General features: G+C 65.6%; 20 protein-coding genes. 13 read left to right on the forward strand and 7 right to left on the reverse strand.

All coding sequences use genetic code 11. The annotated features are described in order from the left end of the window. Window positions 1-7: 7 nt before the first annotated feature. The 6 genes from P2G67_RS11285 to P2G67_RS11310 all read left to right on the forward strand — a co-directional run bounded on the left by P2G67_RS11285 (window position 8) and on the right by P2G67_RS11310 (window position 5,493). Complete coding sequence (locus P2G67_RS11285) at window positions 8-514, forward strand: Lrp/AsnC family transcriptional regulator (RefSeq protein ID WP_275823112.1); 507 nt, start codon at window positions 8-10, stop codon at window positions 512-514. A 332-nt stretch (window positions 515-846) separates the two neighbouring features. Beyond that, a complete protein-coding gene (locus P2G67_RS11290; RefSeq protein WP_275823114.1) occupies window positions 847-2,025 on the forward strand; it encodes an ABC transporter substrate-binding protein in 1,179 nt (392 codons plus the stop codon). A 112-nt stretch (window positions 2,026-2,137) separates the two neighbouring features. After that, window positions 2,138-3,061, forward strand: coding sequence for a branched-chain amino acid ABC transporter permease (locus P2G67_RS11295; RefSeq protein ID WP_275823116.1), 924 nt, complete (start codon window positions 2,138-2,140; stop codon window positions 3,059-3,061). Window positions 3,062-3,064: 3 nt separating this feature from the next. Continuing rightward, window positions 3,065-4,030: a branched-chain amino acid ABC transporter permease gene (locus tag P2G67_RS11300; RefSeq protein WP_275823119.1), complete on the forward strand. Its 966-nt coding sequence runs from the start codon at window positions 3,065-3,067 to the stop codon at window positions 4,028-4,030. After that, on the forward strand, window positions 4,023-4,781 hold the full coding sequence (locus P2G67_RS11305; protein WP_275823121.1) for an ABC transporter ATP-binding protein: 759 nt from the start codon (window positions 4,023-4,025) through the stop codon (window positions 4,779-4,781). Before P2G67_RS11300 ends, P2G67_RS11305 begins: the two co-directional genes overlap by 8 nt. Before the next feature lie 10 nt (window positions 4,782-4,791). Beyond that, entirely contained in the window at window positions 4,792-5,493 is a 702-nt protein-coding gene (locus tag P2G67_RS11310) for an ABC transporter ATP-binding protein (RefSeq protein ID WP_275823123.1), read from the forward strand. Window positions 5,494-5,502: 9 nt separating this feature from the next. Here the strand turns inward: P2G67_RS11310 and P2G67_RS11315 are convergent, their stop codons facing one another. Further along, window positions 5,503-6,756 (reverse strand): D-amino acid dehydrogenase, encoded by a 1,254-nt coding sequence (locus tag P2G67_RS11315; RefSeq protein WP_275823125.1) that lies wholly within the window; start codon window positions 6,754-6,756, stop codon window positions 5,503-5,505. A gap of 152 nt (window positions 6,757-6,908) precedes the next feature. Between P2G67_RS11315 and P2G67_RS11320 the strand changes: the two genes are divergently transcribed. Continuing rightward, window positions 6,909-7,358 (forward strand): Lrp/AsnC family transcriptional regulator, encoded by a 450-nt coding sequence (locus P2G67_RS11320; RefSeq protein ID WP_275823127.1) that lies wholly within the window; start codon window positions 6,909-6,911, stop codon window positions 7,356-7,358. Between the two features lie 23 nt (window positions 7,359-7,381). Here the strand turns inward: P2G67_RS11320 and P2G67_RS11325 are convergent, their stop codons facing one another. Continuing rightward, window positions 7,382-8,356, reverse strand: a complete 975-nt coding sequence (locus P2G67_RS11325) for a GntR family transcriptional regulator (RefSeq protein ID WP_275823130.1) — start codon at window positions 8,354-8,356, stop codon at window positions 7,382-7,384. A gap of 25 nt (window positions 8,357-8,381) precedes the next feature. Then, the gene (locus tag P2G67_RS11330; RefSeq protein ID WP_275823132.1) at window positions 8,382-9,152 is read right to left on the reverse strand and encodes an SDR family NAD(P)-dependent oxidoreductase; all 771 of its coding nucleotides are present in this window, start codon (window positions 9,150-9,152) and stop codon (window positions 8,382-8,384) included. 120 nt (window positions 9,153-9,272) lie between these two features. Here P2G67_RS11330 and P2G67_RS11335 point away from each other — a divergent pair, with 120 nt between their 5' ends. The 5 genes from P2G67_RS11335 to P2G67_RS11355 all read left to right on the forward strand — a co-directional run bounded on the left by P2G67_RS11335 (window position 9,273) and on the right by P2G67_RS11355 (window position 14,106). Then, window positions 9,273-10,016, forward strand: coding sequence for an SDR family oxidoreductase (locus P2G67_RS11335; protein ID WP_275823134.1), 744 nt, complete (start codon window positions 9,273-9,275; stop codon window positions 10,014-10,016). After that, a complete protein-coding gene (locus P2G67_RS11340) occupies window positions 10,013-11,083 on the forward strand; it encodes an Ldh family oxidoreductase (RefSeq protein ID WP_322099694.1) in 1,071 nt (356 codons plus the stop codon). Before P2G67_RS11335 ends, P2G67_RS11340 begins: the two co-directional genes overlap by 4 nt. 105 nt (window positions 11,084-11,188) lie before the next feature. Further along, a complete protein-coding gene (locus tag P2G67_RS11345; RefSeq protein ID WP_275823136.1) occupies window positions 11,189-12,178 on the forward strand; it encodes a C4-dicarboxylate TRAP transporter substrate-binding protein in 990 nt (329 codons plus the stop codon). Between the two features lie 147 nt (window positions 12,179-12,325). Further along, a complete protein-coding gene (locus P2G67_RS11350) occupies window positions 12,326-12,820 on the forward strand; it encodes a TRAP transporter small permease (protein WP_275823138.1) in 495 nt (164 codons plus the stop codon). A 5-nt stretch (window positions 12,821-12,825) separates the two neighbouring features. Further along, on the forward strand, window positions 12,826-14,106 hold the full coding sequence (locus P2G67_RS11355) for a TRAP transporter large permease (RefSeq protein WP_275823140.1): 1,281 nt from the start codon (window positions 12,826-12,828) through the stop codon (window positions 14,104-14,106). A gap of 25 nt (window positions 14,107-14,131) precedes the next feature. On the opposite strand, the gene P2G67_RS11360 is transcribed toward P2G67_RS11355, so the two are convergent. From P2G67_RS11360 to P2G67_RS11375, 4 genes are all read right to left on the reverse strand, one after another. Continuing rightward, complete coding sequence (locus P2G67_RS11360; protein WP_275823142.1) at window positions 14,132-15,286, reverse strand: mitochondrial fission ELM1 family protein; 1,155 nt, start codon at window positions 15,284-15,286, stop codon at window positions 14,132-14,134. A gap of 79 nt (window positions 15,287-15,365) precedes the next feature. After that, window positions 15,366-16,889 carry a sensor histidine kinase gene (locus P2G67_RS11365; protein ID WP_275823144.1) on the reverse strand — a complete coding sequence of 508 codons (1,524 nt, stop codon included), beginning with the start codon at window positions 16,887-16,889 and terminating at the stop codon, window positions 15,366-15,368. A gap of 8 nt (window positions 16,890-16,897) precedes the next feature. Next, window positions 16,898-17,662: a response regulator transcription factor gene (locus P2G67_RS11370; RefSeq protein WP_275823146.1), complete on the reverse strand. Its 765-nt coding sequence runs from the start codon at window positions 17,660-17,662 to the stop codon at window positions 16,898-16,900. Then, complete coding sequence (locus tag P2G67_RS11375; RefSeq protein WP_275823149.1) at window positions 17,649-18,146, reverse strand: hypothetical protein; 498 nt, start codon at window positions 18,144-18,146, stop codon at window positions 17,649-17,651. The genes P2G67_RS11370 and P2G67_RS11375 overlap by 14 nt, the downstream gene beginning before the upstream one ends. A 583-nt stretch (window positions 18,147-18,729) precedes the next feature. On the opposite strand from P2G67_RS11375, the gene P2G67_RS11380 reads away from it, so the two are divergent. Beyond that, window positions 18,730-20,526, forward strand: coding sequence for an SLC13 family permease (locus tag P2G67_RS11380; RefSeq protein WP_275823151.1), 1,797 nt, complete (start codon window positions 18,730-18,732; stop codon window positions 20,524-20,526). The last annotated feature ends 42 nt before the right edge of the window (window positions 20,527-20,568 follow it).

The raw sequence follows: 20,568 nt of genomic DNA on the forward strand, positions 1-20,568 counted from the left end.
CGCTCTCATGTCCGCGCGCCTCGACGACCGCGACCTGGCCATCCTTTCCGTCCTGCAGCGCGAGGGCCGGATCACCAACCAGCGCCTCGCCGAGCGCATCCACCTCTCGCCCAGCGCCTGTCTGGAGCGGCTAAAGCGGCTGGAGAAGGCGGGAATCGTCACAGGCTATCGTGGCGAGGTGGCGCTCGAGCGGGTGCTGCGCTGCTCCACCGTCTACGTCGAGGTGACGCTCAAGCGCCACGAGGCCCAGGACTTCGCGCGTTTCGAGGCGGCGGTGCGAGACACGCCCGAAGTGGTGGAGTGCCATGCCATCGGCGGCGGCAGCGACTACCTGATGAAGGTGCTGGCGCTCGACATTGCGCACTACCAGGAACTGATCGACCGCCTGCTGGCCGCCGACATCGGCATCGGCCGCTACTTCACCTACGTGGTCACCAAGCCCATCAAGCGCGCCGCCCCCCTGCCCCTGGAGCACCTGCTCGCAGAATCCCAGCGACGCGAGGAGGGACTGTAGGGACGGGGAGCAGCCACAAAGATCGCTGGACAGCGGCACACAGAGAATTTTAAGCTTAAAATAATAATCGAGGCGCGGCAGCGATCCGCCCCAACGGGAGGCGAGCAGCCATGGATAGGACGGGCAATGCCCCGGTCGGGGTCTCCAACGCCGTTGGCGATGCTGCGCTGCCGCGCGGCGGACGCACGGGAGGAAGGGGCCGCAGCAGCCTCTTTCCAATCTCCCACAAATTCTTCACAACAGTAGAATGGCGCTGTCCGCGTTTCGGAGGCTTTCGCCGAGGCGGTGGGTGAGGCTAGGTTAAGCAAGGCAAACGAACAGGGGGACGTGAAATGAAGAAGCACCTTTCCATGCTGGCCGGTGGCGTGGCCGCTGCCGCTTTTGCGGCGGGCGCGGCTCAGGCCGAGTCGGTCAAGATCGGCTATATGGCCACCTTCTCCGGCCCGCCGGGCGTGCTCGGCGAACACAACCGTGACGGTTTCCAGCTCGGCATCGAGCATCTGGGCGGTACGCTGGGGGACCTCGACGTCGAGATCATCGAGGCCGACGATCAGCTCAAGCCCGACGTCGGCAAGCAGATCATCGACCGCTACCTCCAGTCGGACCGCGTCGACTTCGTGGTCGGCATCATCTTTTCCAATGTGATGATGGCGGTCTATGAAGACGTGGTCGGCAGCGAGACCTTCCTGATCTCCACCAACGCGGGGCCCTCGCCCATCGCCGGGGAGAGCTGCTCCGAGTACTTCTTCTCCACCTCCTGGCAGAACGACCAATTGCATGGGGCCGCTGGTCTGCAGGCGGTGAACGACGGCGTCGAGTCCGCCTTCCTCATCGCGCCGAACTATCAGGCCGGACGCGATGCCATGGCCGGTTTCAAGCGCGAGTTCGAGGGCCACGGCACCATCGCCGGCGAGATCCTCACGCAGATCAACCAGCCGGACTACTCGGCTGAAATTGCCCAGATCGCTGCGGCCGGTGCGGATGCGGTCTTCATCTTCCTGCCTGGCGGCATGGGGGTGAACTTCGTCAAGCAGTACGCCTCTTCCGGCATCGACTTGCCGCTCTACTCCGGCTCCACCGTCGACGGCACCACCCTGCCGGCGATCGGCGAGGAGATGATGGGCGGCTACTCCAGCCCCAACTTCTGGGCCCCGGACATGGACACGCCGGTCAATCAGCGCTTCATGGCCGACTTCGAGGAGCGCTTCGGCTACATCCCCTCGGTCTATGCAGCCCAAGGCTACGACGCAGCCGCGCTCATCGACTCGGCGATCCGTGCGGTGGATGGCGACCTCTCCAACAAGGAAGGTATGCGCGACGCCATGCGCCAGGCGGACTTCGAATCGATCCGCGGCGACTTCCAGTTCGGCAACAACCACTTCCCGGTCCAGGACTGGTACGCCGGAGAGGTGGTCTCCGACGACCAGGGCCGCGCCACCATCGCCCTGGGCGACATGGTGGCCGAAGACTTCCAGGACGCCTATCACCAGGACTGCGCAATGCAGTGGTAAGGCTTCGGGCAGCGTATGCCGCCCGGTCTCTCGTAACGCCACGGGCGAAGGATCCGCGCCGATCCTTCGCCCGCGCGGCCTTTCTGTTCCTTTCGCGTGAGCCGCTGCTGCGATGTCCACCACGCTGCTGCTGATCCAGACGCTCAACGGCCTTCAGTTCGGCGTGATGCTGTTCCTGATGGCCGCTGGACTGACTCTGGTCTTCGGCATCATGAACCTCGTCAATCTGGCGCACGGTTCGCTCTACATGATGGGCGCTTACTTCGCCGCTGCCGCCACTGCCTGGACCGGCAACCCGCTGCTGGGCATCCTCTTCGCCATTCCGGCGACACTGCTGCTGGGCGTGGTGGTGGAGTTCATCACCCTGCGCACGCTCTATCAGCGCGACCACCTGGACCAGGTGCTCTGCACCTTCGGCCTCATCCTCTTTTTCAACGAGCTGGCGCGCGTGCTCTGGGGGTCGGCCGCCATCCCCATGGCCATTCCCGAGGCACTCACCGGTTTCGTCACCATCATCCCGGGGCTGATCTATCCCAAGTGGCGGCTGGCGATCATCCTGGTGGGCCTGCTGGTGGCGCTGCTGCTCTACCTGCTGATCTCCCACACCCGCCTGGGCATGCTGATCCGCGCCGGGGCCAGCAACCGGCCCATGGTCGGGGCGCTGGGCGTGAACATCTCCCTGCTCTTCACCCTGGTATTCGGGCTGGGGGCCGCGCTTGCCGGCCTGGCCGGGGCCATGGTGGCGCCGCTGCTTTCGGTGGAACCGGGCATGGGCGACCCGATCCTGATCCTGACCTTCGTGGTCATCGTCATCGGCGGCATCGGATCGATCCGCGGCGCCTTCATCGCTTCGCTGCTGGTCGGCCTGATCGACACGGTCGGCCGCTCCTTCCTCCCGGCCCTGCTGCGCGAACTCTTCCAAACGCAATCAGCCAACACCATCGGGGCGGCGCTCGCCTCCATGCTGATCTACATCCTCATGGCCGCGGTGCTCTTCTTCCGGCCGCGCGGGCTCTTCCCGCCGAAGGGGCGCTGAGCCATGCGCCTTGATCTGCGGACCATCACCGTGATCGTCGTCCTGGCCGGGCTCGCCTTGATGCCGCTGCTCGCCTGGGCGGTGGACGAGCCCTACTGGCTGCGCTTCTGGTCGCGGGTCATGATCCTCGCGCTCGCCGCCGTCGGCGTGAACCTCATTCTGGGATTCGGCGGCATGGTGAGCTTCGGTCACGCCATGTACATCGCCATCGGCGCCTATGCCGTGGGCGCACTGCGCTTTCACGGCGTTGAAGGTGGCCTGCCGGACCTGCTGTTAGCCGTCGGCGCCGGTGCGTTGGTGGCGCTGATCATCGGGGCAATCTGCCTGCGCACCGCCGGCATCTACTTCATCATGATCACGCTGGCCTTCGCGCAGATGACCTACTTCTTCTTCATCAGCCAGGAACAGTATGGCGGCGACGACGGCATGCGCATCGAGGGCGGCACGCGGCTGGGCCCGCTGGACCTCTCCAACGACGCAACCCTCTATTACGCCACCTTCCTGCTGCTCTGCGGCGCGCTGCTGGTGAGCTGGCGCCTGGTGAATTCGCGCTTCGGCATGGTGATCCGCGGCGCGCGCTCCAATGAGCAGCGCATGACCGCCCTGGGATTCCCGACCTACCGCTACCGCCTGACCGCCTATGTGATCTCGGCCGTGATCTGCGCCATCGCCGGGGCGCTCCTGGCCAATCTCACGCTCTATGTCTCCCCGGCCTACACCCACTGGACTCGCTCTGGCGAGCTTTTGATCATGGTGATCTTGGGCGGGCTGGGCAGCCTCTTCGGACCGGTTCTCGGCGCCATCGCGCTGCTGCTGCTCGAAGACGTGATCGCCCACTTCACCCGCCACTGGCAGCTCTTCCTGGGGCCGATCCTCATTCTCGTGGTGATCTTCGCGCGCGAGGGCCTCTTCGGCCTGCTGACCCCGCGGCGCCAACGCAGCCATACGGCAGGAGGCTCCCATGGCTGAGCCGCTGCTGGCCGTCGAAGGACTGGTCAAACGCTTCGGTGGCCTGACCGCAACCGATGACCTCTCCTTCTCGGTTGCGCCTGGCGAGCTTCATGCGGTGATCGGCCCCAATGGCGCCGGCAAGACCACCCTGATCGCCCAACTCTCTGGCGAACTGCGCCAGGACTCCGGGCGCATTCTCTTTGCCGACCAGGACATCTCCCAGGTCCCGGGCTGGAAGCGGCCGCACCTGGGCCTGGCACGCTCCTTCCAGATCACCTCGATCTTTCACGACATGACGGCGCTGCAGAACACGGCCCTGGCGGTGCAGGCTCATGCCGGACATTCCTTCCGCTTCTGGCGCCCCGCGGACAGCGACCCGGCTTTGACCGATCCGGCGATGGAGGCCCTGCGTCAGGTCGGGCTTGAGGCCCGCGCCAACGTGCCGGCCGCCGCATTGGCGCATGGCGAGCATCGCCAGCTCGAGATCGCCATGGCACTTGCGACCCAACCCAAGCTGCTGCTGCTGGACGAGCCCATGGCCGGCATGGGGCCGGAGGATTCTGCACGTATGGTGAATCTGCTCCGCGCCCTGCGCGGCAGCATCACCATCCTCCTGATCGAGCATGACATGGACGCCGTCTTCGCCCTGGCCGAACGCATCACAGTCCTGGTCTATGGCCGCGCCATCGCCTCGGGCACGCCGGACGCCATCCGCGCCGACGCAGAGGTGCGGCGCGCCTACCTTGGCGACGAAAGCCTGGCGGTATGAGGAGGCACTGATGCTGAAGCTGGAAGGCATCGAGACCTACTACGGCGCCAGCCAGGTGCTCTTCGGCGTTTGCCTGGAGGTCGGTGCCGGTGAGGTGATCACGCTGATGGGCCGCAACGGCATGGGCAAGACCACCACCGTGCGCTCCATCACCGGCCTGACCCCGGCCGCCACCGGCAGCATCCGCTTTCGCAACCGCGAGGTGCGCAGCCTGCCCTCACACCGCATCGCCAAGCAGGGTCTGGGCCTGGTGCCGGAAGGGCGACAGGTCTTCCCCAACCTTTCGGTGCGCGAGAACCTGCTGGCCACGGCCGCGAACCGCGATGGCCGCAGCAATCCCTGGACCCTGCAACGGGTCTTCGAACTTTTCCCCCGCCTGCAGGAACGAACCAGCTCCATGGGCAACCAGCTCTCCGGCGGCGAGCAGCAGATGCTGGCCATCGGCCGGGCGCTGATGACCAACCCGGCGCTGCTGATCCTGGACGAGGCGACGGAGGGTCTGGCGCCCCTGATCCGCCACGAAATCTGGGAGTGCCTCGCGCGCCTGAAAGCCGAGGGGCAGGCCATCCTGGTGATCGACAAATCGGTAGCGGCACTGACCCGCCTGGCCGACCGCCACTACATCATCGAGCGCGGCCGCAACGTCTGGAGCGGCAACAGCGCTGAGCTGCTTGCCGACAAGGCCGTGCAGGAACGCTATCTCGGCGTCTGACCCACAGGTTCAGGCGTAGCGTGAGAGAGCCAGGTCTTCCGCCTCGATCTCCGGTTTGCGATCGCTGATCAGATCCGCCAGCACCCGCGCCGAGCCGCAGGACATGGTCCAGCCGAGCGTGCCGTGCCCGCTGTTGAGGAAGAGGTTCCGGTAGCGGGTCGGGCCGATGATCGGCGTGCTGTCCGGGGTCATGGGCCGCAGGCCGCTCCAGAAGAGCGAGCGGGAATGGTCGCCCGCCCCACCGAAGAGATCCTCCACCGACAAGGCCAGGGTTTCGCGGCGCGCCCGCGGCAGATCGTCGCTGAAGCCAGCGATCTCGGCCATCCCGCCGACGCGGATGCGGTCGCCCAAGCGGGTGATGGCGACCTTGAAGGTCTCATCCATCAGGGTGGAAAGCGGCGCGCGGCTGGCATCCACGATGGGCAGGGTGATGGAGTAGCCCTTCACCGGATACACCGGCACCTTGATGCCCAGCTCCCGGAGCAGGCCGGGGGTATAGCTGCCCAGCGCCACCACGAATCGCTCGGCTTCGAACGGGCCGGTACTGGTGTCCACCCTGGTGATCGCATCCCCCTCGCGCTGCAGGCTCCGAATCTCCACGCCATAGCGGAAGCTCACCCCCAGGGCGGCGCAGCGCTCGGCCAGGGCCGTGGTGAACTTGTAGCAGTCGCCGGTCTCATCGTTGGGCAGGCGCAGACCGCCGACCAGCGGCGCGCGCGCGCCGGCAAGTCCCGGCTCCGCTGCCACGCAGCCATCACGGTCCAGGACCTCAAAGGGCACGCCGTCCTTACGAAGCACCTCGACGTCCTTGTCGATGGCATCGAGCTGTTCCTGCGTGCGGAAGAGCTGCAGGGTGCCGCGGGTGCCGTGATCGTACGTGATACCTTCAGCGGCGCGCAGGTCCCGCAGCACGTCGCGGCTGTACTCCGCCACGCGCACCATGCGACCCTTGTTCACCGCATAGCGGGCAGCCGTGCAGTTGCCCAGCATCTGACAAAGCCAGCGCCAGGCAGTAGGGTCGAGTCGCGGCCGGATGACCAGCGGCGCATGCTTCTGGAATAGCCACTTCACTGCCTTCTGCGGGATGCCCGGGGCCGCCCAGGGGGAGGAGTAGCCGGGCGAGATCTGCCCCGCGTTGGCAAAGCTGGTGTCGAGCGCCGGCCCCTCCTGCCGGTCGACCACCGTCACCTCATGCCCGGCTTTCGCCAGGAAATAAGCCGAGGTGATGCCGATCACCCCGGCCCCCAGAACTACGATCCGCATACCCGCAACAACCCATTCTCAAGTGGTGAAACCAACAGCTCGGGCTTGCAGGGTATTGGAAGGCTGTGCGAAATGTCCGTCGAAACAGGTACAGAAACTACCAACTTTGCAGGTATTCTCGCAGGATCGATCACCGTGACGAAGGAAATGCCATGAAGCAGCTGGACGCGGTTGACCGAAACATTTTGCGCGTCCTTCGCCGCAATGCCCGGGTGAGCAACGCGCGCTTGGCCACCGAGGTGGGCCTCTCCCCGTCGGCCTGTCTGCGGCGGGTCTCCATCCTGGAGCAGGAAGGCGTGATCCGCGGCTACACGGCGCTCATCGGCGGCGCTTCAGCCGACGCAGGCATCGCCGTGATCATCCAGATCACGCTGGAACGCCAGACGGAAGACTACTTCCATCGCTTCGAGGCAGCGGTGCGCCGCCATGCGGAGATCCGGGAGTGCTATCTGATGACCGGGGTCGCCGACTATTTGCTGCGCGTGAACGTGGAACACCCTGACGCCTTCGAGCGCATCCACAAAGACATCCTCTCGGTCCTACCCGGCGTCTCCCGCGTCCACTCCAGCTTCTCCATCCGCAACGTGCTCACGCATCGGTGAGCTGAGGACTGCTTCCCCAGTGCTCACAGCCGTTCAAGATAGGAGAGCTCTTCCGGCTGGAACTCATTGCGGATGGCCTTGACGCGGGCCAGCGCCCGCTCGCGGGAGTCATGGAGATGCCGTTCCAGAGCCGCAGCGGCCTCCTGGACCTTTCCGGCCTGCAGGTGATCCACCACTGCCAGATGCTCCGGCAGGAAGGGCTCCGTTTCGAACAGTCGCGGCGTCCAGCGATAGAGGAAGCGGTGAGCGATCAGCAGCGACTGGGGCATGGTGATCGCCTGCATCAGCGCGCGGTTGCCGCAGTGTCCCAGCAGCGTGACGTGCATCTCCTCTTCCAGGCGGTCGAGCACCGGCCCCTCCACCGGCTCGGCCCCCGCCAGAGCACTCTCGAGCGCCGAGCGCATGGCCGGCAGCAAGGCCGGCGGCAGGTGAGGCACCGCCTTAGCCAGAGCCACGGGCTCGAGCACCGCGCGTAGTTCGTAGAGTTCCCCCACATGCTCCGGGGTCAGGGCCGGGGCAAACCAGCGCGAGCGTTCGTCCTTCAGGACCAGGCCACGCTGCTGCAGCCGTGCGACCACCTCCCGCGCCACCGTGCGGCTGACGGCGTAGTGGCGCGCCAGCTTAGCCTCGTTGACTCGCCAGCGGGCAAAGGAGATGCGGCCGATGATCTCCTCCTCCACCTCGGTGTAGATGGCTTCCCAGCGCGGCGGCGATAGCAGTTGGGTCGTCGCCACGGCTGCCGCATCGGCTTGGGGCGGCGCCTGCTCCCCCGGCCGGCCGGCGATCTCGTATCCCCGCCCTTGCGCACGCACCAGCAGGCCATCGCGCGCCAGTTCCTCCAGGGCCCGCCTGGCCGGCGCTCGGCTGATGCCGAACTGCGCGGCCACGGCCGACTCGGTCAGCCGCGTTCCCTGGCCAAGTTGCCCTGCGGCAATCTGGGCCGCGAGGATGGCGCGGGCGCGCTGATAGAGGTGCGCAACAGGCCGCGAAGCGCTCATGGCCTTCCCACTTGGCGCGCGCGCTTCAGATGCCCGAGGAGAGATAGCCGCCATCCACCCGCAGGGTCGTGCCGTTCACGAAGGCGGAGGCATCGGAGGCCAGGTAGACGGCTGCGCCCACCAGTTCGTCCAGCTCGCCCATGCGCTTCATGGCGGCGCGCTTGCGAGCTTCTTCTTTGCGGGCTTCGGGCATCCGCTCGCGGTTCAGGTCGGTCATGAAGAAGCCGGGCGCAATCGCGTTCACCCGCACGCCCTGCTCGCCCCATTCGGCGGCCAGGGACTGGGTGATCCCGCTCAAGCCCATCTTGCTGGCGCTGTAGGCGGCGGCATTGGCCCAGCCGTAGTGCGCCGCCAGTGACGTGATGTTGATGATTGCGCCACGCTGATGCGCCAGCATTCTGCGGCCGAACGCCAGGCAGGCGAAGAATGCGCTTTTCAGATTGGTGTCGATGATGGCGTCCCACTCGCTCTCGCTCAGTTCCAGGGCCGGCTTGATGGCGGTCGTACCCTGGCAGTTGATCAAGATGTCGAGCCCGCCATGCTCGCGCTCCACGGTCTCGGCCAGCGTCTCGAGTGCGGAGACGCTGCGCGCATCGACTGTGTAGACGAAGGGTCCCGCCCCAACCTGGCCCAGCTCGCTCTCGCCGCGCTGCAGCTTCGCCTCGTCACGCCCGGCAAGCAGCACTGTCGCGCCGGACGCCACGAAGCCACGCGCCAGCGCGAGCCCGATGCCCCCGGCGCCGCCGATTACCAGGGCACGCCGGCCCTGCAGGGAAAAGTTCTCGGGTGAAAACATGCGCCTCTCCTTTTGCCCCTTATCTCACAAAGCCGGTTGCTCTCCAAAACCTCGAATGTATAGTGTACACAGTAGACAAACAGGCGCCAGCGTGAAGTCGGCTCGCACAAGGAGGTAACGATGTCATCGAGACTGGCAGGCAAGCGTGCCATCGTGACTGGCGCCGGCCAGGGGATCGGCCGGGCCATTGCCCTTGCCTTCGCCCGCGAGGGCGCCGACGTTGCGGCGGCCAGCCGAACGCGCTCGAAGATGGCGGATCTGCCCAGCATTCATCCGGGCATCACGCCCTACGAACTGGACGTCACCGACCCTGCCGGCATCGAGCACCTGGTTTCCGTATTCGGCCGGGTGGATGTCCTGGTGAACTGTGCAGGCTGGGTGCACAACGGCTCGATCCTTGATTGCTCGGAGGAGGACTGGGCCAGAAGCCTTGACCAGAACGCGACCTCGGCCTTTCGCATGATGCGCGCGGTGCTGCCGGGCATGATCGAGCGGGGCCGCGGATCAATCATCAACGTGGCCTCCGTCGCATCCTCGGTCACCGGTGTCGCCAGTCGCGCGGCCTATGGGGCCAGCAAGGCCGCGATGATCGGACTCACCAAGGCTGCGGCGCGCGATGTCATTCGCTCCGGCGTGCGGGTCAACGCGCTCTGCCCTGGCACCACGCTTTCCCCCTCATTGGAGGAGCGGATCGAGGCTTCGGAAGAACCCGAAGCCACCCGCAAGGCTTTCCTGGCACGCCAGCCCATGGGTCGGCTCGGCACCGCCGAGGAGATGGCGGCCGCCGCCCTCTATCTAGCCGGCGATGAGTCTGCCTTCACCACTGGCATCACCCTGGTGGTGGATGGAGGTCAGACGCTGTGACCGACGGCGCGCCGCCGCCCGCCGCCTACCGAGTGGTACCGGAAAACCTGGCTGCTTTCAGCCGACAGGTTCTGGCGGCCGCCGGCGCCGATGAGCCCACGGCGGAGGCTGCCACGCGCGCTATGATGCACGGATCGCTGCACGGCGTGGACAGTCACGGGATCCGGCTGCTGGATCACTACGCCACAGTTCTCGAGAGCGGCCGCGTCAACCCCGCCCCAGAGGTGACGCTCAAGCGAACCGCGCGCGCCACCACCTTGCTCGACGCCGATGACGGGCACGGTGCGCTTGCCGGCTATCGCGCCATGGAGGAAGCGGCCACCCTCGCACAAGACTGCGGCCTGGCCGCCGTCGGCATCGTCAACAGCTCCCACTTCGGCCCGGCCGGGGCCTACGCCCTGGCAGCGGCGGAAGCGGACATGATCGGCCTGGTCACCTGCAATGCCGACAGCTTCGTGCGGTTGCACGAGGGAGCGGAGCGCTTTCACGGCACCAACCCTATCGCCTGCGCGGTTCCGGTAGCGGGACAGAAGCCCTGGCTACTGGACATGGCAAGCAGTGCCGTGCCCTTCAATCGCGTCCAACTCTACAAGAGCCTGGGGCAGGACTTGCCCCCGGATGTTGCCTCGGATGAGCGAGGCGAGGACACGGCGAACCCCGAGGCGGTGGCCATGCTCGCTCCCTTGGGCGGGGCCTTCGGCTTCAAAGGCGCGGGCCTCGCCGGTCTGGCCGAGATCCTCAGTGCTGTCGTCACCGGCATGCGGCTCAGCTTCGAACTGCTGCCCATGGGCGGACCCGATCTCAGCACGCCGCGCAAACTGGGTGCCTTTGCTCTTGCGATGTGTCCCGATGCCTTTGTTTCACGCGACGACTTCCAGGCGGGGATGGAGCACTATCTGGAGGCGCTGCGTGCCTCCCCGGCGCGCGCCAGCGGACAGGTCATGGCCCCCGGCGACCGTGAATGGGCCGAAGCAGAGCAGCGACGCCGTAATGGTATTCCAATCGACCCCACGACACTTGAGAACTTCGAGCGCCTGGCCGAACGCTATCGGCTATCGGTGCCGTGAAAGGATGCGAAGCCCAAGGCCCAGGCGGCGGCCGGGCCGCTGGAAGCATAGTGTGCAGCAACCCTAGCCCCATGAGACAGGGGGGTCGTTCAGAGGAGGAAACCGATGACAAGCCTTTCCAAGAGCCTGACCTTCGCGTGCGCTGGCGCCGTTCTGGCCCTCAGCGCCCACGGCACCGCCACGGCGCAGGAATACAGCCTGCGCTTCAACCATGTCCTCGGACCGGGCGAACCCTTCCATGAAGGCTTCCAGAAATGGGCCGAGCGGGTCGAGGAGCGGACCGACGGCGGCCTGCAGATGGATGTCTACCACAGCTCCCAGCTCGGCGTGGAGGAAGACATCATCGAGCAGATCCGCCAGGGCGCCAACATCGGCCAGAACACCGACGCAGCGCGCATGGGCAACTACGTGCCCGGTATCGCGGTGGTGAATGGTCCCTACTTCGTAGGCTCACTGGAGGAGGCCTTCGCCTTGGCGGACTCGCCGACCATGCAGGAGTGGATGGACGAACTGGCGAACGACCACGGCATCCAAGTGGTGTGCTTCGACTGGGTGCAGGGCTTCAGGCACTTCTTCACCAACGAGCCCGTGCGCACGCCCGAGGATCTGGATGGTCTGCGCATCCGCACGCCCCCGGCACCGATCTGGCAGGAATCGATCCGCGCACTGGGCGCCACGCCCACGGCCATGAACTTCGGCGACATCTATCCAGGTCTGCAGCAGCGCGCCGTTGACGGCGCCGAGCTGGTCTACCCGAACATCACGGCCGCCAACCTGAACGAGGTGCTCAGCCACGCCAACGAGACCGCGCACATCCTCTTGATCAACTTCCAGGTGGTCAGTGCGGAGTGGTTCAACGGCCTGCCCGAGGACTACCAGACGGCCCTGGTGGAAGAATGCCGCGCGGCTGGCCAGGAGACCTCGCGGGTGATCGAGCAGGCCACTCAGGAAGCCAAGGCGCAGCTCCAGGAGGCCGGCATGACCATCGTGGAGGACGTCGACCTCGAGGCCTTCCGCGCCGCTGGTGATGCGGCCTATGAAGCGCTGGACCTGCTGGAAGCCCGCGACCAGGTCCAGGCGGAAATCCAGGACTGATGTAACGCTCACGCCCGATTGGCCCTTTGCTTCGGGCCGATCGGGCGCAGGCTTCCCCCTTCTTCTGTCGCTGCCTGCGCCGACAGCGATTATTCTGTGGGCCCGAGCGTGCCGGCCCACTCCAGGAACGGGACATAAAGGCTTAGAATGGCGAAACTCGCTTCGCTGCTCAGACGTATCGAAGCCATTCTGGCAGGAACTTTCCTGCTGCTCATGGTGGCGCTGATCTTTACAGGCGGGATCGCCCGCATGCTGGGCCATCCCCTCAATTGGACGATCGATCTCGCCACCTGCTTCTTTGCCTGGGGCTGCTTTCTCTGTGCCGATATCGCCTGGCGGCGCGATGCGCTGATGTCGATCAACCTGGTGCCGAACAGCCTGCCGCCACGCGCAGCGCAGGCCCTTGCCCTGATCAACCACACCATCATCGCCGGCTTCCTCGGATACGTCATCTATGCCGGCACCCTTCTGTCCTGGACCAGCCGCGCTCGTAGCTTCCAGGGCATCCCTGGCGTCAGCTACTCCTGGGTGACCGCCAGCATCGTCGTGGGCAGCGCGCTGCTGCTGGTCACCACACTGCATCGCATGGTGGGCCTGGTGCGGCAGGAGCCGGACGCCGCGCGCGTGAGCGGAAGTCCCTAGCCGCCATGCTTCTGGTCATCGCCGCCTTCGCCGTCCTGCTGCTGATGGGCATGCCCGTTGCCTTCGCAATCGGCATCTCCGGCGCACTCTTCTTCGTACAGAATCCGGAACTGCCCTTCACCATCCCGGTGCAGGTGACCGTTTCGCAGACGCAGAACTTCGCTCTGCTGGCCGTGCCGCTGTTCATCATGGCCGGCAACTTCATGAATCGCTCCGGCATCACGGAGCGCCTGCTCGATCTGGCATCGATCCTGACTGGCCGCCTGCGCGGCGGCCTGGCCCAGGTGTCCCTGGCACTTTCGGCTCTAATGGGTGGTGTTTCCGGCTCGGCGATTGCCGATGCGGCCATGCAGACCCGAATGCTGGGCCACGAGATGGTGCGCCGCGGCTTCACCAGAGGCTTCACCGGCGGCATCCTCGCCTTCGGCGCCACCTTGACCCCAATCATTCCACCCGGGATCGGAATGATCCTCTACGGCACCATCGGCCAAGTCTCCATCGGCCGGCTTTTCGCCGCCGGCTTCATCCCTGCCCTGCTGCTCTGGGTTGCGCTGGCCACGACTGTCTGGTGGACGGCGGCAAAGCGCGGCTACAAGCCGGAGCGCGAGAAGTCACCTGCCGCCGCGGAAGTCGGCCGGGCGCTAATCGCCGGCATCTGGGCGCTGCTCTTCCCGGTCTTCCTGCTGGTCGGCCTGCGCATGGGGATCTTCACACCCTCGGAGATTGGCGCCTTTGCCGTGGTCTATGCTCTGCTCATCGGCGTTCTGGTCTATCGGCGCCTGAAGCTCCGCGGCTTCGTGGAAGGCCTCGAGAGCAGCCTCGCCGACGTGGGCGCCGTCATGTTCCTCATCGCGCTCTCGGCCATCTTCAGCTACGGAATCGTCATGGAGCGGCTGCCCGAGGCGGCAGCCGGCTGGGTGACCGGCATCACCCAAACGCCCTGGCTGGTGATGATCCTCATCGCGCTCCTGGTGCTGGCCATCGGCTTCTTCGTGGATGCAACGGTGCTGATCATCATGCTGACGCCGATCTTCCTGCCGCTGATGCGTCAGCTCGGCGCCGACCCCGTGCACTTTGGCATCATCTTCATCCTCGCAGCCACGATCGGCAACTTCACGCCGCCGGTGGGGGCAGCCATGTATGCGGTCTGCTCCATCCTGCGCTGCCCGGTCGGAGAGTACACTCGTGAATCCCTGCCCTTCCTGGGCGCCGTCACACTGGTCATCTTGGGTCTGGTGTTTCTGCCCGGCGCAGTGCTCTTCCTGCCGAACCTGATCTTCGGCTGAGCGCCCCTGCTCGGCGCCTTTAGCTCTATGCGCTTGGCGCAGCGAAAAGCGCGCGCACCCGCGCCACCGCCCGTGAAATGTCTTCCAAAGGCGGCGGGTTGGGCGGCGGATCGCCCTCATCCAGCCAGGCGGCGCGACCGCTTCGCAGCAGGTAGTCGTGGATGATGCGGATGTCGCGGGTGATCCGCTTGGGCCCCAGGCGCATGCCCATGAGGTAAACGAAGGCCCGGAAGTCGAAGGCATCGCCGCCGTTGAAGAAGGCCCAACGCCCTTGCCTGCGTGCGTCACGCATGGAGCGCCAGCCGACACCCAGATCGAAGAGATAGACCGGCTTGCCCGTGGCGCAGGCCTCAGTGGCCATGGAGACGCTGTCGCCGGTCACGACCACGCGCTCGGCCAGGCCCAGGAAGGCGAAGTAGGGGTTGTCCGGGTCCTGGGGCCGCCAGCGATAGAGCAGGTGCGGGACGTCTAGCGCGGCTTCCAAGGGCGCCAGGGTTTCGGGCCCGGTCCTCGCACTGGTGGTGATCAGCAGCGAGGCGCCGTGGCGTTTTGCCAGTGCCGAGGCCTCTCGCCCGAGGCGCTCGGCGGCCGCCGCGTCGTAGCTGTAGGGCCCGCTGTTGCCGCCGATCACCACCGCGATGTAGGGACCCGGCAGATGGGCCAGGCGGTCCTTCCAGGCTTCGGCATCGGCTTCCAGCCGTTCGGGCTTGACCCGATGCAGGGGGGTCTTGTTCTGGAGGATGACCGGATGGTCGCGCAGGCGGTATTGCGGCGTGGTGACCACCAAATCCCAGCGGTGGAAGGCTGCCCAGGGCCGGCCGAGATGCACCAGCCGCACCCGTTTCTCGGGCCGCGCCTGGGCTTGCACCCAGCGGCAAATCGGTTCGTTGCGCCGCCCGGCCGAGATCACCAGGTCGGGCCAGGGCGGGTGCAGCGCAGACGACTTCTCCCGCACCACCCCGCGCAGTGTCGGTCCATGGGTCAGGTTCACCAGCAGTTCATAGGGCTTGTAGACGAAGCGCCGGATCTCATAGGGCCAACCCAAAGCCTCGGCCAGAGCCAGCACCTGGGTGTTGTCCCCGGCCCGGTGGCCCATCATCAGCCAGACCTTGGGCGGGTCTGCATCCAGCGGATCGCTTAGCGCAGGCTGCTGGTGGGGAGTGTCCGTTTCTTGCGGCAAAGCGGGGAGTCCATCGCTCGGGGAGGGTCTTGATAGACGGCGGCACCAAGCGGGTCAAACCGGCCCGCGGAGCGGAAGATCAGTCGCTGCGCGGCATCTCGGCGCGCACGCGCAGACCGCCGCCCTCGCGATTCTCCGCGCGCACCGTACCGCCGATGGCCTCGATGTTGCGGCGGACCACCCAAAGACCAATGCCAAAGTTCGGCAGCTTAATGCCGCCTGGGTGCCCCAGCTCACCGTCCGACGCGCTCCTGGGCCGCTTCGTATAGTTGCGCTCGAAGATGCGCTCCACATCGCCGTCGACGACGCCGGGACCACGATCCTCCACCGACAGCACCGCTTTGTTGCCTTCACGCACCAGGGCTATGCGCACCTCGCCGCCGGGCGGAGAGAAGCTCACGGCGTTGTCCAACAGGTTCTCGACGACCGTTTCCACCAGTTCGTCGCTGGCAAGGATCTCGACGCCCGGCTCCAGGTGAGAAACCACGCGCACGGTGGCATTGCCGGGCGCGCCGATGGCATAGGGGGCGATCAACTGCCCCAGCAACGCAGAGAGGTCGATGCGCTCGCGCGGCGGGTTCATCAGCTCGGCAACGGTTTCTTCCATGCGCCGCGCCGCAGCCACCAGACCGTCGAGCCTGGCCACCGACTGCTCAACAAGATGCAGCGCGCGCTGGCCGCGCTCATGCTCCGGCGACACCGCGCGGCGCAGCAGTTCCACCGATTGGCTGATCACCGCCAGGGGCGCCTTCAGGGCGTGAGCATTCTCCTCGGCGGCGTAGCGGATCTCCCGGGAGGAGTCTTCCAGGGTGGCCACCATGCGGTCGAACTCCTCGGCGACACCTGCCAGCTCGGGCATGCGATTGAGCTTGGCGAAGGAGGCACCATCGACCACCGAGCGCGCCCGAATACGTTCGGCCAAGCCGGCAAAGCGGCGCAGGCTCACCCAGAAGCCCAGGAAGAGCAGGATGATCACCACGGCCATCAGCAGATAAATGGCCGCCGCGAGCCGCACTTCGGGCATCTGCCAGTAGGGTTGGCCCAAGGTGGCGCTCAGCAGGCCGGAGGTGGGGTGGGCGGTGACCACGGCCCAGCATCCACGCGGCCCGTTGACCGGGGTGATGGAGGTCAGGACTTCCTCTTCACCATCCGGGGAGACGTAGCGGGTCGCCAGGGGCTGCTGTCCCTGGCAGGTCTCTTCCAGGGTGACCAGCACATCAGTCTCGATGAGCTGTTCCAGTTCCTGCTCCATCTCATCGGTGCCGAGTTGGTCGGTGGAGGCCACCAGGAAGAAGGAACTGCTGCCCGCCGCTTCCAGGGGGCGCAGGAGCAGGCGCACCTTGACGCCCTGCTGCCCGAGGTCGGCAATGGTCTCCTGCAGCACCGCGGCATCGGTGCCCTGAAAGCGCTCCAGGAAGGGCTTCAGACTATGACCAATGAGCCAGCCCTGCTGCTGAACGCTTTGCAGCAGCAGGGTGTTGCGCTCCTTGTCCGCAAGGCGGAAGGGCCCGTAGAGCACCACGGGCACGGCGACAAAAATCACCAGAATGACGAAAAGCTTCGCCCCGAGAGAGCGCCATATCCGACCTGCGGTTCGCACCATGAGCGACGCTACGACTGCCCCTTACGCCAGCGGTATCCAAAGCCCGGGTAATTCTCGATCTCGTCGAACTCAGAATCGAGTTCACGGAACTTCTGTCGTATGCGCTTCATGAAGGTCCGGACGTTTGCCCGGTAGCCGTCCGGGCCGGAGCCGGCGACGAAACCGCGCCCGTGCACCAGATCGTAGAGCTCCCGATAGGTCACATCCTGTCCCGCGCGCTCGACCATGAGCTGTACCAGCTTAAATTCTGTCAAGCTGAGATTGACGCGCTTGTTCTTCCAGAAGGCGCGGCTGCTGTCCAGTTTCAGCTCCAGCTCGCCGAGGCGCCGGGTTTGCCCTTCCTCACCGCCAGCGGTGGCACCAGGCGCTTTCGCTCCGTCGAGGATGAGATCGATCCGCTTGCGCAAAATCGCAAAGCTGCGTGACTTCTCGACGAAGTCGACGGCGCCGCTGTGCAGGGCGGCCTCTTCGTATATTTGCTCACTGAGCGCGGTCAGGAAAATCACCGGTACCTCGATGCCGTCATCACGCAGCCGTCGGAGCACCTCGATGCCGTTGATGTCCGGCATGCGCCAGTCCAGCAGCACCAGGTCGGCTTCGCCGCCATCCCCCAGCCAGTGGAAGAAGGGCTCGCCGCCGTCGAAGGCCTGGACGGCGAAATCCGCCTCGGTGAGATTCTCTGTCAGGGTTTCACGGAACAGGGGATCGTCATCGACGATCGCAATCCGCACCTTTTCGTTGGCCGGGAAGGCGGCCGCCTCAGCTAGTACCATTTTCCGCCAATCCAAATTGCTGAAGACAATCGGTCTGATCGTCGGGGCCGTCGATCTCGTAGGTCAGGGACTGCAAACGACGCTCCCGCAGTGAGGGATAGAAGTATATCTCCAGATGACATTCGCCGCGCTTATACGTCCAAATGGTTGCCGGCGATTCTACTCTTACTTGGGCGGGCTGCCCCAACATCTCAACCGTTCCGGCCTCATCTCGCCCGACAATTGTGGTGAGAGTAAGGGGCGGCATGGGCTTGCGCGGGCCCGCGGCCGTCGGCCGTCCGCGCCGTCCCTCAGCCGGCTCCGAAACCTGCTGGTCAGGCTCTAGAACCTCTCCCAGCACAACCTCGACCCTCTCTTCACCGGTCGTTTCACAGCCAGCCAGCAACAGGAACGGCATCATCACTGCTACCAGTAGAAAGCGACCGCCGCAATTCTTCGGTTGCGGTGCTGCACCAAACACTGCCCTGTCACTGTTATCGTCCAAGTTCCTGTCCCTGATTAGAGCGCGGCCGTAGAAAACGGATAATTATGGCTTTTGTGGGAAGCCTGCATTATAGAGTCCACTCCCAAAGGAAAGCGTCAAGCCTCTGTCTTGCCCCGATAAAGCCATAGTGAGTATACATCGGCCGGGACCGGGCGCACGATCGAACTTCCTCCATAGCACCACCCGCTATACAGGAGGTGCGCGCCTTCCGTTTTACTCAAATTGAACCAATCCGCATTTAGCCTCTGTGAGGCCTGATTTCTTGGAGGCGTCGTGTTGGCGCGCCAACAGGGTCCGGTCAATAACGGCCGTGCGCGAAGGGCGCCATCACGCACAGCGGCGGCAAATTGCTGGTAGCCCATTACCTCTTTTGACACAGGTTTCGCGACTTTTGGCCCCAGCTGCGAATCAGGCGCCGCCGCCGACTGGCGAGCGGGGACCTTTGCGTCGATAGGAACCGTCTGCTGGACAGAAACCCCTGCGCTATCGTTAAAGGAGACTTTGGCGGCACTCACACTTCGCCTTTCGCCCAGCACCACGTGGGCTGAATGAGGCCGGAGGTCGCCCTCAAGGAGGAGCGAACTTGGCACCAACCCTGGACCAAACCCTGATCCTGGCACTGATCGTCGCAGCGCTGGGCCTCTTCGTCTGGGGAAGGCTACGCCATGACGTTGTTGCGCTTTGCCTGCTGCTCGCGGCCGTGGCGCTGGGGCTGGTGCCGACGGATGGCGCTTTTGCCGGCTTGGGTCATCCGGCAGTCATCACGGTGGCGGCGGTGCTTGTATTGTCCCGCGCCCTGACCATCACCGGCGCAGTGGACGTTATCGCCAACCGCGCCCTGCCCCAGAAGGCTGGTCCGACGCTCTTGATTCTCTCCGCCTGCCTGCTGGCGGCGGTGCTCTCGGCCTTCATGAACAATGTCGGCGCGCTGGCACTGCTGATGCCGGTGGCGATTCAGGCGGCGGACCGGAACAGCATCAATCCGGCGCTGGTGCTCATGCCGCTGTCCTTCGGCTCAATTCTCGGCGGCATGACCACCCTGATCGGCACACCGCCCAACCTGATCGTTGCAGGCTTCCGCAACAATCTGGACGGAGGGTCCTTCGGCATGTTCGCCTTCACCCCGGTCGGCCTACCGGTCGCCCTGGTGGGCGTCGCCTTCATCGCCTTTATCGGCTGGCGCCTGGTGCCGAGGGCCCGTGAAGGCACGGCGCGGGAAGGCAAGCTCTTCGACGTGGGCGCCTATCTCAGCGAGGTTCGCCTCACGCCCGAAGCCGCGCTGGAAGAGTGGACCGTGGGAGAACTTGAGGACAAGCTGAAGGGCCACGACGCTGTCATCCTGGCGCTCGCCCGGGACGAGCGGCGCATCCTCGTTCCACACCGCAACAGACGGCTGACCGAGAACGACGTGGTGATCATCGAGGCCGACCCCGAAGGCCTCTCGGGCGCCGCCTCAAGCCTCGGTCTGGTTCTGGTGGGGCGCGATGACGAGAACGGCAATCAGGAAAAGCACCTGCAGTCCGATGATGTGCAGCTGCAAGAAGTGGTGATCCTCCCGGATTCCCGCCTGATCGGGAACAGCGCCCTGGAAATGCGTCTTCGGACTCGCTTTGGTCTCAATCTCATTGCCGTGTCACGCCAGGGCCGCTCGCGCGGCCAGCGGCTCAACCGGCTCCGCTTCGCGCCAGGCGACGTGCTGCTGCTGCAAGGCGAAGAGGAGCGGATCAGCAACTTCATCAGCGTTTTCGGCTGCGCACCGCTGGGCAGTCGCGGCCTGCGCCTGATGCAGCCGCGCCAGGCCGCCATCGCCGGTGCACTCCTCATCGGCGGGGCGGCGACGGCAGCCCTGGGCATCGCCCCGCCGGCGCTGACCTTCGTGGGCGCGGCTCTGCTGGCTGTGCTGTTGCGCGTCCTGCCACTGCGCGAGGTCTACACCGCGATCGACGGCTCGGTGATCGTGCTGCTGGCGGCCTTGATCCCGGTGGCCAATGCCGTGTCGCAAACCGGCGCAGCGGAACTGGTTGCCAGCAATCTGGTGGAGCACGTGGCCCGCGGCATCCCGGTGGTGGCGCTCGCGGTGATGCTGCTCGTCACCATGTGGCTCACCGACGTGATGAACAACGCAGCCACTGCAGCGGTGATGGCGCCCATCGCCATCGGCGTCTCCCGCAGCCTCGATGCAGCGGCCGATCCCTTCCTGATGGCGGTGGCTGTAGGCGCCTCCTGTGCCTTCCTCACCCCCATCGGCCACCAGAACAACACCCTGATCCTCGGGCCCGGCGGCTATCGGTTCGGCGATTTTTGGCGCATGGGCTTGCCGCTGCAGCTCCTGGTGCTGGCCGTAGCCGTGCCAATGATCCTGCTGGTCTGGCCGCTGTAGAGGCAGGTCGTGCCGGCTGTTTGCTGCTTGCCTGAAGGTGAC

It is taken from the genome of Aquibaculum arenosum (assembly GCF_029222965.1).
Classification (GTDB): domain Bacteria; phylum Pseudomonadota; class Alphaproteobacteria; order Kiloniellales; family DSM-21159; genus Aquibaculum; species Aquibaculum arenosum.

What these genes read in the sequence shown, in the direction of transcription:
- P2G67_RS11285 (WP_275823112.1), top strand. Translation starts at nt 8, where the DNA reads ATGTCCGCGCGCCTCGACGACCGCGACCTGGCCATCCTTTCCGTCCTG.
- P2G67_RS11290 (WP_275823114.1), top strand. Translation starts at nt 847, where the DNA reads ATGAAGAAGCACCTTTCCATGCTGGCCGGTGGCGTGGCCGCTGCCGCT.
- P2G67_RS11295 (WP_275823116.1), top strand. Translation starts at nt 2,138, where the DNA reads ATGTCCACCACGCTGCTGCTGATCCAGACGCTCAACGGCCTTCAGTTC.
- P2G67_RS11300 (WP_275823119.1), top strand. Translation starts at nt 3,065, where the DNA reads ATGCGCCTTGATCTGCGGACCATCACCGTGATCGTCGTCCTGGCCGGG.
- P2G67_RS11305 (WP_275823121.1), top strand. Translation starts at nt 4,023, where the DNA reads ATGGCTGAGCCGCTGCTGGCCGTCGAAGGACTGGTCAAACGCTTCGGT.
- P2G67_RS11310 (WP_275823123.1), top strand. Translation starts at nt 4,792, where the DNA reads ATGCTGAAGCTGGAAGGCATCGAGACCTACTACGGCGCCAGCCAGGTG.
- P2G67_RS11315 (WP_275823125.1), bottom strand. Translation starts at nt 6,756, where the DNA reads ATGCGGATCGTAGTTCTGGGGGCCGGGGTGATCGGCATCACCTCGGCT.
- P2G67_RS11320 (WP_275823127.1), top strand. Translation starts at nt 6,909, where the DNA reads ATGAAGCAGCTGGACGCGGTTGACCGAAACATTTTGCGCGTCCTTCGC.
- P2G67_RS11325 (WP_275823130.1), bottom strand. Translation starts at nt 8,356, where the DNA reads ATGAGCGCTTCGCGGCCTGTTGCGCACCTCTATCAGCGCGCCCGCGCC.
- P2G67_RS11330 (WP_275823132.1), bottom strand. Translation starts at nt 9,152, where the DNA reads ATGTTTTCACCCGAGAACTTTTCCCTGCAGGGCCGGCGTGCCCTGGTA.
- P2G67_RS11335 (WP_275823134.1), top strand. Translation starts at nt 9,273, where the DNA reads ATGTCATCGAGACTGGCAGGCAAGCGTGCCATCGTGACTGGCGCCGGC.
- P2G67_RS11345 (WP_275823136.1), top strand. Translation starts at nt 11,189, where the DNA reads ATGACAAGCCTTTCCAAGAGCCTGACCTTCGCGTGCGCTGGCGCCGTT.
- P2G67_RS11350 (WP_275823138.1), top strand. Translation starts at nt 12,326, where the DNA reads ATGGCGAAACTCGCTTCGCTGCTCAGACGTATCGAAGCCATTCTGGCA.
- P2G67_RS11355 (WP_275823140.1), top strand. Translation starts at nt 12,826, where the DNA reads ATGCTTCTGGTCATCGCCGCCTTCGCCGTCCTGCTGCTGATGGGCATG.
- P2G67_RS11365 (WP_275823144.1), bottom strand. Translation starts at nt 16,889, where the DNA reads ATGGTGCGAACCGCAGGTCGGATATGGCGCTCTCTCGGGGCGAAGCTT.
- P2G67_RS11370 (WP_275823146.1), bottom strand. Translation starts at nt 17,662, where the DNA reads ATGGTACTAGCTGAGGCGGCCGCCTTCCCGGCCAACGAAAAGGTGCGG.